Raw genomic sequence first — 12,946 nt, 5'->3', positions numbered from 1 at the left:
ATAAAAATCTGGGATTCTATTATTAAGCTTATATATTAAGGAGGAATTTCTATGGAAAAATATGATCGAATGAAGTTTGCAACCCGTGCAATAAAGGCGGGAGAAGGACCGGATCCAGCTACCAAAGCTCTTAATACGCCTATTTATGAAACATCAACTTATGCATATAACTCAACGCATGAGTTTGAAGTGGGGATAGAAGACGCTATGAGCTGGCAGCCCGGGGCATGTCTTTACAGCAGATCTACAAATCCTACGACAATAGCTTTGGAAAGGAAAATTGCTTCTCTTGAAGGGGCGGAAGACGCGGCTATCACAGCATGCGGTATGGCTGCCGTAAATCTTGCGCTGCTAAGCAGTTTGAATGCGGGGGATCATTGTATAGCTTCAGACGACATTTTTTGCTGCACAAGATCTTCTTTGGAGGATATACTTCCTTCAAAAGGAATCGAGGTCGATATCGTAAATGTTATTGATATTGCTAATATAGAAAACAAAATCCGTCCGAACACAAAAGTAATTTATATTGAAGCATTGTCAAATCCACGGCTTGAACTTGCAGATATACCTAAAATAGCTGAACTGGCGCATAAAAATAATATAAGGTTTATTGTTGACAATACGTTTTTATCGCCGTATCTTTTAAGGCCGCTGGAACATGGTGCAGATATGGTTGTACATTCAGGCACAAAATATGTTGTTGGCCATGGCGACGCTTTATGCGGGCTTGTTTCGGGCACAAAAGAAATGGTTGACCGTATACGTTATTACAACGACAATTTAGGGACTCATATAAGTCCGTTTGATTCTTGGCTTGCGCTTCGAGGTGTGCGGACTCTCCCGATAAGGCTTAAAGCACAGTGCGAAAATGCTTTCGCTATTGCAAAGTACCTTGAAGCCAAAGAAGAAGTTGAATATGTATATTACCCGGGATTAGAAAGTCATCCGCAGCATGAACTTGCTGAAAAACTTCTTCCTAACGGTTTTGGAGGTATGGTTTCCTTCCATTTAAAAGGCGGATACGAAACAATGGCAAAATTTGTTGACAGCGTTAAACTTATGCCGATTGCTACGTCTCTTGGAGATGTGCAGACTTTAATACACCCTAAACAGCATGAAGGAAATCTAATCAGGCTTTCTGTCGGCTGTGAAGACGTCGAAGATTTAATAGCCGATCTTGAACTTGGATTTGCAAATATTTAAGATGAATTAAATATTAATTGTTTTATATTATGAATTTGCTGTATATGATGCATTACATTGTCTAAGAAATACATAAGTTCACAGAATGACAAATCCAATCTGAAATATGATCGAATTATCTAGCGGAAATATATTGTAAATTTAAAGCCGCCTCAAAGTTGCAGCTTTGGGACGGCTGAAGGGTTTAATACACTGGCAGGGCGTACTTAAAACCCGATTAAAATATATATTATTGCTTTTATAATGTCAAGACGGTGTTTTTTAAATACAGAATGAATTTGGTTTTATAACTGAATGAAAATATATGGCTTATGTTAAGGGTATTTGTTATATAAAACATAATTAAATATTGATGGGTAACACTGAAAGTTAACTGTATCCGTTTTGATATTGTTTATTAATTTAATATTTCTTAAAATATGGTTGTTTTTGTGGAATGTATAACCGGAAGTCGTTTATATACTGATGAAAATAACGTATGCATTTTGTTCTGCAGCCACTTTATGGATTAGGAAACTGTGTAAATTTATATGGAGATGTCACTGCTAAACTATTTATTTAGTCAGGAGGGGAATATATGGATTTTATCGTTACCTTTTTAGGAAACGCCGTTGGTTTTTTATGGGGAACCCCCTTGATTGTTCTCGTGCTTGGTTCAGGGGCGTTGTTTACGATTGGCACAGGTTTTTTTCAGTTTAGGCATTTTAAATATTTAATGGGCAAAACGTTCGGTTCTCTTTTTAAGAAAGAGGAACGTGAAGTCGGAAGCGGCCATGTCAGTGCATTTCAGGCAATTTCGACGGCCATTGGAGGGGCTGTCGGGGTAGGGAATATAGGCGGTGTGGCTACGGCTATCGCAGTCGGTGGGCCCGGGGCTCTGTTTTGGCTATGGGTGGCAGCGCTTTTGGGCATGGGATTAAAGTGTGCTGAAGTTACGCTTGCCGTTTATTATAGGAGCATTGACGAAAAAGGCGAACCGTATGGCGGCCCTACATATTATATCCAAAGAGGTATAGGACAGTTGCTTCCTAAGAAAATAGCAAAAATCTCAACTGTGCTTGCCACAGTTTTCGGCGTTGGTTTTGCATGTAATTTCTTTTCCGGCGTTCAGGGATATACTATTGCCGAAGGTTTTACATCTGCATTCGGTATAGACATACTTACATTTGGAATTATTTATAGTATTGTAGTATGGATAATTGTTTGGGGCGGAGGCAAACGTGTTGTAGAATTTGCAGGAAAAATAGTTCCGTTTATGGTTGTTTTTTTTGTAGGAGCGGCGCTCGGAATAGTTTTAATAAATATTACGAAAGTTCCGTCGGCTATTGTTTTGATTGTGAAAAGTGCGTTCACAGGTACAGCGGCAGTCGGCGGGTTTGCAGGAGCAGCGGCGAAAACGGCAATTCAAAACGGGATTGCTCGTTCGGTTTTCAGCAACGAAGCCGGACAGGGTTCGTCTACAATGGTTCATTCACAGGCTCATGTTGAACATCCGGTACGTCAAGGGCTTTGGGGAATGTTTGAAGTGTTCGTTGACACTATGCTTGTATGTACGGTTATGTCGCTGTCAATTATCGTGAGCGGTCAGTGGAGTTCGGGCCTTGAAGGCGCAGCGTTGTCAGTTTCTGCATTTGATGCGGTATATGGCGCCCTTGGGGCAAAACTTATTGCTATTGCAATATTGCTTTTCGGTATTACGACTCAGACAGGCTGGTTTATGTACTATGATGTCCTTCTTCGTCATGCATTAAGTAAAAATATTGCGCTAAAAAATAAGATACTTATGTTTTTTAGGGTTATATATCCTCTTCCGAGCTTACTTACAATTTTTTACACGGTACATTACGGCCTCCCCACCGGAACGGTTTGGCTTGTAACGGATTTTTTCTGTGCTGTCCCGACAACGCTTAATATTATTTGCGTTGTAGCGTTAAGCGGCGTTTATTTCAAATTGGTTAAAGATTACAAGGCGCGGTATATGGGAATAGGTAAGGCTGATCCTGATTTTAAAGTTTTTTATGAAGATAAAGCGGCAGGAAAATAAAAATTTATAACTTTGCGGATATTTATTTATCACATATTAAAAGAACATAAATATTACTTTAGAAAAAAGCAGTGCGGTTTTTCCGTATTGCTTTTTTCAGATATTTCCAGTTGCAGAAAAGTATGGGTTGAAATGTAGTATTTTGGCTGATAAAATATACTTTAATATTGTATTTAAGATAGTTTATTTAAAGTAATCATTCTTTTTGAAAGATTTCTGTTTTTGGTTTATAATATATTAAGCTGTTAATTTGGAGGAAACGATTATATAGCAAGACAGATTCAAGTATAAGAATTTTATAATCTTAGCAACGATGTAAATCGGCGTAATAATATAATAGCCGTTTTATTTAGTGTATACGAAGTTTTTATATATAATTTGTTTTAAACTCCGATGTAATAAAAAATTATTAATTATTTATGAGGTTAGATATGAATTTTGAAGGTCTGATAATTTGGGCTGAAACATTCATATTAAACGGTATATTCTATCCGACATCTAAAATATAGATATTATTTTACATATAAAGCTTGGGGAATATTTTTGGTTTTCGGAATACTGTTCATTGTTGCGTCTGTTGTATGTAGAAATTTTTGCTTTCAAGTATATTAGGAGTTTTGAGTTTTACATGTATTTGGAGCATCAAAGAATTAAAAAGAACAGAGAAAACGTGTTGAAAGAGGCTTGTATTCTAAAAATTCAAAAACAGGATTTAGAGAGGTGTTTAAAATATACAGAAAAAACAGAGATTTATATAAGCACATTAAAAAAATGCCAAAAAACTGTGCATATTGGAGAAGGGCAGAAAAAAACAAAGAGAAAAATTTAATTTTGATATGGCATATCTATATTGTTGCGCTTATCGTTTTTGTGGTTATTAAATTTGACGGTTCATTCGGAAGTTTATTGGACAGGGTTGAATCGTACGGCACGGCGGGAGCGTATAACTGTAATATTGTTCCGTTAAAAAGTATAGGTGCGCAGGTTAAAAATATTAATGAACGGTGGGCTTTGAAAAATTTGCTTGGAAATATTATACCGTTTGTTCCATTTGGTATTTTGCTGCCGACAATATACAAAAAAGTTAATTCTTTTTTTAGCGTATTTATAACAGGAATTTTATTTGTTTTTATAATCGAAATTTTTCAAATGGTTACAAAATTGGGAAGTTTTGATATAGACGATATTTTATTAAATAATTTCGGAATTATTTTTGGATATACTTTCTATTTGATTGTAAAATATTTTTATTTCAGAAGAAAAAATTAACATTTATTTTAAGAATATATCCTTAGAGACTTGACAAAGCGGCAGTTTAAAAGTATATTGAATAATGCGAAAGTTATTATCAAAAGATAATAATTATTAATTTCTTGCTGTATATGAAGCAATAAACAAGTATATGGAATTATGAAATATTTTCTGCAGCAATTTGTTTTTATTGCTTTTTTTTAGCTAATATAATACGGGTAAAGCACAAATTTATTATGGGAAGGGGTTATTGAATTTGAATATCAAAAAATTGATCTTTATTGTACTGGCGTGGTTGGCTGTTGTAAGTTTTGCGGGTTCTGCCTTTATGTTTATTATGCTTGATTTTAACAGGGACAACGGGCGTGTTGTAAACTATAGCGGCGTTGTACGCGGAAGTGCGCAGCGGATTGCCAAACTTCATATGTTGGGACAGCCCGTTGATGATATTGCCGCTAACCTTGAAAAAATTGTTGACGCGCTTATAGATGGAGATGAATCTTTAGAGATACCGAAGGCGCGAAACCAAGAATTTATTGATGCTATGAATGAAGTTCGTACATATTGGCATAATGATCTTAAAGAGCAGATGATTCATGAACCCGGGGAACATGATGTAGAAAGTTTTTATAAAAAAAGCGAGGTATTTTTCAGTTTAACAGATGAAGCCGTAAGTATTGCAGAGGAAAATTCTGTCATTGGAATTACAAACATGAAAATTGTGACAGTGATAATATTTTTCATTAATTTGTCATGTATCATCATAATAGGCGCTATTGTGAACAGAAAGGTGCTTAAACCTCTTAAACTAATAGAAAAAGGTGTTGCACAGGTTGCCGAGGGAGATTTGTCAGCCCAAATAAGTTACCGTTCTAATGATGAACTGGGCATGCTTGCAGAAAGTATGCGCATAATGATAAGCAATATGAATTCATATATAAAAGAAATACAATATCAGTTAAGCGAACTTTCCAAAGGAAATTTGGATATTACTATAAAGTCTAAATTTAATGGTGATTTTGTTGCTATTGAAAATTCTCTTATTAGTATTACCGCTTCTCTTAATGAAATTATGTCTAATATTGGAGAAAGTGCAGACCAAGTTGCAATAAGTTCTTCTTACGTTTCAAGCAGCGTACAAAGTTTGGCAGAAAATGCGGAAGAAGAAGTAAGGTCAATGGAGATATTGACTTCTAAGGTAAGCGATATATCGAAACAGGTTGGAAATACTGCTGAGAATGCTGATAAAGCTGATAAAATGGTTCAAAAGGTAAGTGAGAGTATAAGACACTGTGGGGAATGTATGCAGGAAATGGTTTGTGCGATGGAGAAGATTTCCAAAAGTTCGGCCGGAATAGAAAAGGTAACGAAAACTATAGAAGATATATCTTTTCAAACAAACCTGTTGGCGTTAAATGCATCGGTGGAAGCAGCGCGTGCTGGAACAGCAGGAAAAGGGTTTGCCGTTGTTGCGGACGAGGTGCGTGCGCTTGCAAATAAAAGCGGCAGTTCGGTTAAAGGCACAGATGAACTTGTTAAAGATTCCATGACAGCTGTTAAAAACGGGACGGAAATTGTAACACAGACCTCCAATATGCTTAAAGAAGTAGTTTTAATGGCACATGAAGTTTCTGAAGCCGTTGCATCAATAAACGAAGCTACTGCCGAACAGTCAAAATCTATAGAGGAGGTAATGTTCGGAATACAACAGATAACCGATTCTGTTCACAGCAGCAGCGCCACAACGGAAGAAAGCGCCGCTTCAAGTGAAGAACTTTCCGGACAGGCAGACATACTTAAAAATTTGGTAGGAAGATTTAAATTAAGAACTTTAAGGTAAATCATATATTTTTTTATTATATGTTTGAAGTTATATTAGAAAAATAAAACCGGTATACTTTTGTATACCGGTTTTATTTTTGTTAAACTGAAATTTGAAACGGAGCAGACTGTTTGTTTAACTGTAGACATAGAGCCATAATACATCAGACGTTAAATCTAAATAATATAACGTCGCCGTCTTTAACGACATATTCCTTACCTTCGCTTCTTACAAGCCCCTGTTCTTTAGCGGCGCTGTATGAACCAAGACGGTTAAGATCGTCATAAGACACTACTTCGGCACGGATAAATCCACGTTCAAAGTCGCTGTGTATTTTTCCGGCAGCCCCGGGAGCCTTTGTACCGTTTTTAATCGTCCATGCACGGCTTTCCTGCGGGCCGGCTGTTAAGTAGCTGATTAATCCAAGAAGCTTGTAACTTGCGCTTATAAGCCTGTCAAGGCCGCTTGTTTCCACGCCTAATTCGGCAAGGAATTCCAACTTTTCATCATTATCGAGTTCGGAGATTTCTTCTTCGATTTTTGCGCAGACAACAAATACTTCCGACCCTTCTGCTTGGGCATATTCCCTTACGGATTTTACATAATTATTTGAAGCGCCGTCATCGGCCAAGTCATCTTCAAGTACGTTTGCCGCATATAATACAGGCTTTGAAGTTAAAAGCGTAAGGCTTTCGACAAATGATACGGTATCGGGATCGTCAAATACAATGCTTCGTGCACATTTGCCGTTTTCAAGCGTTTCTTTAAGCACATTTAATATATCAAGCTCTTTCTGGAGAGATTTGTCGGCACGCGCCGCTTTAACAGTTTTAGAAATGCGTCTTTCAAGTATTTCAAGATCTGAAAATATAAGTTCAATATTAATAGTTTCAATATCGCGTATAGGATTAACGTTTCCGTCAACATGTACAACGTTAGGATCGTCAAAACAACGAACTACATGTATAATTGCGTCAACTTCCCTTATATGGCTTAAAAACTTGTTTCCGAGTCCTTCTCCTTTGCTTGCGCCTTTAACAAGACCGGCTATATCAACAAATTCAATTACTGCCGGCGTCGTTTTCTCTGATGAATATAGCTCCGTAAGCCTTTCAAGCCGTTTATCTGGAACAGGAACGACTCCAACATTCGGATCGATAGTGCAAAACGGATAATTTGCGGCTTCAGCTTTGCCGAGCGTCATTGAATTAAATAAAGTTGACTTTCCAACATTTGGCAGTCCAACGATTCCTAATTTCATAAAATTCGTCCTTTCGTTATTAAAATGCATTAGGTGTTATTATACTTTATACAACGGTATTAAGCAACAATAAAGTGCATTTTAATGTTTTAACCATGCTTTCTTTTTCTATTTTTTATAATTCTCGTGATTTTTCGTTTAACTAAAAATGGTACCAAAACATAAGCAGACGTTAAAAGGAGCATTACAGCTGCTTTTATTTGTTCTTCATTTGTAATATAAATGCCGTTTGGAGAAGAAATTTTAATTTCTTTCGGTTTAACACGATAATATTTACCCATTCGGTATACCTCCTGAAAAATATTATAGCCTTAAAAGTAAAGTTTTACAATAAAATCATTACATCTGCTCTGCATATTTTATAGTACGGTTTTTAATTTTCAGGTTATTAAAAACTATATTATGACTCTAAAAAAGAGATGGGGAAGGATGATGTTAATTTTAATTCATCAAAAAACTTTAAGTCATACTAACAAAACTACGGCATTTTTGTCGTTATAAGGATATTTTTGCTCAGTATGATTTAAGTTTATGATTTCTGTAATTTTACAGGCTAAGTTTTTTCCAAAGAGTGCTTCTGCTTATGCCGAGTCGTTTTGCTGTTTTTGATTGGTTTCCGTTTTCTTCTGCAAGCACCATGTTTATTATGTCAAGATTGATTTCATCAAGTGTTTTTGTAATGTCTATAGGGGTTTCGGCTTGGCTTTCTTTTCTTATTGTTTCGCCGTTTTGCGATAGAACAGACGAAACGTCTTCTATTGTTATAAACTGGTGTTTTGTCATCACTACAAGCTGTTTCAAAAGAAAATGCAGTTGCGTAATACCGTATTCCCAATGATAATTTGATAAAAGCTGCATAGCTTCAGGCTCAAAACCGGCAATTTGAACAGGCATTTGCTGATTAATGATTGTAAGGAAATTCCTCGCTATTGTAGGTATATCTTCTTTACGTTCCTGAAGGGCTGGCATATATATGTGTACGCCTGCAATCTGATGATACAGATCCTCAGAAAATTGATTGTCAGAAATCAAGCCGGGAGCATTACCGGTGAATGTGGCTATAACCCTGTTGCGGGAAGTAAGCGCTGTGTTTGAAATATAATAGCTTAGTTTATTTTGAAGATCCATAGGCAGCAGATTAATTTTTTTAAATAAAATTGTATAGTGGTTTTCAAACAGTGGGGAACGTTCGTCTTCAAACAGCTTATTCATGGCTTTAGCGTCTATATTTCCGCAGTCGATTGAAATAAAGGGGTTTTGACCAAACTTACTTACGGAATGTATTGCATAAGCCAACGTTTTTTTGCCTGTTCCTGAGCTGCCGTATATGAGTATAGGGGTACGTCCCGCAGCCCAAAGCTTAATCTTTTCCCAAATTTCTGAAAGGGCGGCGCTTGCGGAAATTAATGCAGCGCAGTCACGGCATGTTTTAATGTCTATGCTTTCAAACGGCATTATTTTTTTATCCGAAACTGAAAATGCTTTTCTTATTTCAAATAGGGCAAGTTTTTCGTTTTTCTCTGATAAGATTGCTTTGCCTGATACGCGCCACATAGTATTTGTGGTATTTTCAATACAGTTAACCGAACCGTCGGCAAGCGTTTTTGAGATATATTTTTTTAAAAATTTGTGAGCTTCAGCCGCTTCACTGTCAGCAAAGAGCTTTGAATATACAATATCGGCGTTTTTGTCAAAGACGGCAACAAGCGAATTTGACTGTTCTAAAATCGAGTGATAAAATTCATTTTTTTCGCGTTCTTCCCTTGTGTATGAAATTATGCTTACGGCTTCATCAACGGCTTTGTCCATTGCTTCGGAGCCTGATGTTATAAGTACGGTTTCTGCTCCAAGTGTGGCCGCAAATTCTACGCATGCTCCGTCGCCGACAAAAAGCTGAACATGCTGGCTGTAATAAAGATCCATTATTATTTCTTCCATTTCCTGATTGTTTGAAGGAGGATCCGGTATTATAATATTTGTTTTGAATTCAAGCAGTTCAGTTAAAAATTTAGCGCTTTGCGCAAGGTCAAAAAAGGTTAGGAAAGCCGTTTTTTTATTTTGGCTGAACTGCGCAAGTTTTAAAGCGCGCATAAGATCGTATCCGGAAAATTCAACGTTGACAAACGGTATGTTTATAGAGCTTTGAACCATTTTTCCTGTACGTCCTCTGGATATTACCGCATCGTACTGGGATAAATCGATTGATTTGATAAGATCTACAGCAGTGTCGAGGGAAGCGGAATATATCTCGGCATCTATATCGTTTCTTTTATTAATCGAATTAAGAAGATAGCCTTTAAAGCCTTCATAAGGTGCAATTCCTAAGATTCTGTATTTATTCATAAAAGTTCTCCTATATTATTATTTGTTTTAATTTAGAGCATTATTTATTTTTTATAGTACATCAAAAAATAATAAAACACAATATAAAAATTAATTGTTTTAAAAACAATCATATACAAATGGCTTCTTAGTGTATTTTAACTAAAAAAAGTTGGTTAAAATATATATAATTAACAAAATTGATAATATGATCGAAAATTAAACATATTTTGAGATTGACAATGTTGAATTTAAATACATGTGGATATATACTCTGTTTACAAGCAAAACAAAAAATAATAAACAATTTTTAAGGAGGTTTTATTTTATGGAAACGAGAGTAAGCTATGCATGCGGTACAGCGGGAAAGGTAATTGCAGCAAGGATTTTACCGGGAACAGATCTTTTAACGGGACTTGAAACAATTTGTGATGAAAATGGAGTTAAATATGGTGCGGTTAACTGCTTCGGAAGTTTTTCGGCGGCAGGATATATGTACCTTGTTCCTATGGATGCAAAAGTCGGAGCAGGATATGGCGATGTAATCAAGAAAGAGGGGCCGATTGAATTTCTTTCGGGAACGGGTATCATAACTCAAAATTCAGGAAAAACGGAACTTCATTTCCATGGTACAATGTGCGATAAAGACGGAGTTGTTTTCGGCGGACATATTGTAAAGGGACAGTGCCCTGTGCTTACAACGGTTGACGTTATGATACAGGAGGCCGACGGAGTTGAAATGGTTCGCGCTTATGACGAAGAAACGGATTTGACTCAGGTTTTTGTATCTAAAAAATAATTAACTGTGCTTATGCACGAACCGGGAGGAATTTATAATGGCTAAATATGAAAAAGTAGGTTTGATTGGCCTTGGCGTAATGGGATTTGGAATGGCTGTAAACCTTTTAAAGGCCGGATATACAGTTGTTGCATGCGATATTAATCAGGAAAGGATCAAAATGCTTCCTGAACAGTCAAAAGTGATTGCCGTTTCAAAACCATGTGAAGTTACAGAACATACAAACGTTGTTATTACAATGCTTCCGAATTCACCTCATGTACAGTCTGTTATATATGATGAAAACGGATTGCTTTCAGGCAAAACGGAAGGATTGTTCCTTATTGACATGAGTTCTATTTCACCTGATGTAACAAGGGAAATAGGAAAGGATCTTAAAGCCAAAGGCATTAAATTTGTCGAAGGGCCTGTAAGCGGCGGGCAGTCGGGAGCAAATAACGGCACTCTTACTATCATGTGCGCCGGAGATGACAAAGACATTGACGACGCAATGGAGATATTTGAAGCTGTAGGAAAAAATATAGTGCGCTGCGGCGAATGCGGCGCCGGGCAGGTTGTTAAGGTTGCCAACCAGTTAATGAGCGCCATTAATCTTATAAGCATGTCGGAGGCATTTGCGCTTGCCGTAAAAGCCGGAGTTAACCCTGAAATTGTTATGAAAGTTATTCAGGGCGGGTCGGGCAAATGTTGGGCTGTTGACAACAGGATGCCGGAAATACTTAAAGGAAATTTTGAACCGGGCTTTACAATAGACTTACATACGAAGGACGTTAAGCTTGCCGTTGAGATGGCTAAAAATATGAACCTTCCTTTATATGCTACAAATCTTGTTGCAGAGCTTTTCAAAACGGCGCAGGTTAAAGGCCTTGGCAAAAAGGACAATTGTGCAGTTATCAAACTTTATGAAGAACTTGCGGGAGTAGAGGTACGTTCGTAAATTTAGTTAAGTTTTATTTAGGAACTAAACCTTAAACTGCCCCAACAGATTAAAAACGGCTTATTTGATTTGGCATGTATTTGCGGCCGGAGATTAAGCCAAACGGTTTATGTTCCTTTTTAAATAGGAAACCCATCCGCATAATTTGATTAACAAATGGATGGGTTTTCTTTACAAATAAGGGTAAATAATCGGGAGAGGTATTTTTGAGGAGGATAAATTTATGAAAAAAAGAGTTTTAGGTATTGTGCTTACAACAGTATTGGCTCTGTCTTCATTTGCAGGATGTGTTGGCGGTACGTCCTCTGAAACCGAGCAGACAAATGCTGAATCATCTGCAGACGGGGGAACGTCGGGAGAAGGAGCTGACGGAATTGAGTATCCTGAATTGAAAATAAAAATGTCTACAACAGTAAGCGATCAATCAAATGCGTCTATAACGGCCAACCTTTTTTCGGATATTGTTGAAGAAAGAAGCGGAGGTAAAATAAAAATCTCAGTTTATCCATCGGATCAGCTTTCGGGAGGAAACATGTCAAAAGGTGTTGAAATGATTGGGCAGGGAGCCATAGACTGCGCTTTCGAGCCGGTTGACGTGCTTGCGGTTCTTGATGAAAGTCTGCTTGCGTTAAGCCTTCCATGGACTTTTGAAAGTTATGAGGATGCCCAGGCTAATTTGGAAGGGACCGGCGGGGAATATATTAAGAAGGCTTTAAACGCACAGGGAATTGAATATCTCGGAGCAATACATAACGGCTTCCGGCAGCTTACAAATAATAAGCAGGAAGTAACGAAACCGGAAGACTTGAAAAATATGAAACTCCGCGTTCCGGGCGGCGACGTTTTTGTTGAATTTTTTAAGGAGTTTGGCGCCGATCCGGTGGCTATGAGTTTTTCAGAACTTTTTACAGCTTTACAACAGGGCACTGTAGATGGGCAGGAAAACGGTTTTGATTTGATTGTAACAAACAAATTTTATGAGGTTCAGAAATTTACGACTGCATGGAACTATAGTTACGGAGCGTTTGCCCTTGTATTTAATAAAGCTACATTTGATTCATATGATGACAATACAAAGGCGCTTCTTCAGGAAGCCGCTGCGGAGGCATGTAAGGTTGGATGCCAGAATGTTGTCGATACGGAAGAAGAAAAGAAACAGCTTGTTGTTGATTACGCTGAAAATAAGTTAACAGAACTTACCCCGGAACAGATAGAAGTATTTAAATCGGAACTTGACGATTACTATGCGAGGATGAAAGAAAAATACGGCGAAGAAGCTTGTACAGCCTTTGGTATTGAATAGTAAT

General features: G+C 37.3%; 10 protein-coding genes. 7 read left to right on the top strand and 3 right to left on the bottom strand.

Features of this window, described 5'->3' with window-relative positions; genetic code table 11:
- The first annotated feature begins 51 nt into the window (after positions 1-51).
- The 4 genes from NE664_05845 to NE664_05830 all read left to right on the top strand — a co-directional run bounded on the left by NE664_05845 (position 52) and on the right by NE664_05830 (position 6,338).
- Entirely contained in the window at positions 52-1,203 is a 1,152-nt protein-coding gene (locus NE664_05845) for a PLP-dependent aspartate aminotransferase family protein (GenBank protein MCQ4726184.1), read from the top strand.
- A 577-nt stretch (positions 1,204-1,780) separates the two neighbouring features.
- Positions 1,781-3,247, top strand: a complete 1,467-nt coding sequence (locus NE664_05840; protein MCQ4726183.1) for an amino acid carrier protein — start codon at positions 1,781-1,783, stop codon at positions 3,245-3,247.
- A gap of 831 nt (positions 3,248-4,078) precedes the next feature.
- A complete protein-coding gene (locus NE664_05835; GenBank protein ID MCQ4726182.1) occupies positions 4,079-4,516 on the top strand; it encodes a VanZ family protein in 438 nt (145 codons plus the stop codon).
- Positions 4,517-4,754: 238 nt separating this feature from the next.
- Complete coding sequence (locus tag NE664_05830; GenBank protein ID MCQ4726181.1) at positions 4,755-6,338, top strand: methyl-accepting chemotaxis protein; 1,584 nt, start codon at positions 4,755-4,757, stop codon at positions 6,336-6,338.
- A gap of 145 nt (positions 6,339-6,483) precedes the next feature.
- Here the strand turns inward: NE664_05830 and ychF are convergent, their stop codons facing one another.
- From ychF to NE664_05815, 3 genes are all read right to left on the bottom strand, one after another.
- Entirely contained in the window at positions 6,484-7,581 is a 1,098-nt protein-coding gene (gene ychF, locus NE664_05825; protein ID MCQ4726180.1) for a redox-regulated ATPase YchF, read from the bottom strand.
- 89 nt (positions 7,582-7,670) lie between these two features.
- Positions 7,671-7,862: a hypothetical protein gene (locus NE664_05820; GenBank protein MCQ4726179.1), complete on the bottom strand. Its 192-nt coding sequence runs from the start codon at positions 7,860-7,862 to the stop codon at positions 7,671-7,673.
- Positions 7,863-8,127: 265 nt separating this feature from the next.
- Complete coding sequence (locus tag NE664_05815) at positions 8,128-9,924, bottom strand: PrpR N-terminal domain-containing protein (GenBank protein MCQ4726178.1); 1,797 nt, start codon at positions 9,922-9,924, stop codon at positions 8,128-8,130.
- 307 nt (positions 9,925-10,231) lie between these two features.
- Between NE664_05815 and NE664_05810 the strand changes: the two genes are divergently transcribed.
- The 3 genes from NE664_05810 to NE664_05800 all read left to right on the top strand — a co-directional run bounded on the left by NE664_05810 (position 10,232) and on the right by NE664_05800 (position 12,942).
- On the top strand, positions 10,232-10,702 hold the full coding sequence (locus NE664_05810) for a DUF296 domain-containing protein (protein ID MCQ4726177.1): 471 nt from the start codon (positions 10,232-10,234) through the stop codon (positions 10,700-10,702).
- A 37-nt stretch (positions 10,703-10,739) separates the two neighbouring features.
- Positions 10,740-11,639, top strand: a complete 900-nt coding sequence (locus NE664_05805) for an NAD(P)-dependent oxidoreductase (protein MCQ4726176.1) — start codon at positions 10,740-10,742, stop codon at positions 11,637-11,639.
- 223 nt (positions 11,640-11,862) lie between these two features.
- On the top strand, positions 11,863-12,942 hold the full coding sequence (locus NE664_05800) for a DctP family TRAP transporter solute-binding subunit (protein MCQ4726175.1): 1,080 nt from the start codon (positions 11,863-11,865) through the stop codon (positions 12,940-12,942).
- Positions 12,943-12,946 lie beyond the last annotated feature (4 nt).

Source organism: Anaerotignum faecicola (assembly GCA_024460105.1).
GTDB lineage: Bacteria > Bacillota > Clostridia > Lachnospirales > Anaerotignaceae > JANFXS01.
Note: the sequence above shows the minus strand (reverse complement) of the source record. Positions and strands in the feature narration are given on the sequence as shown.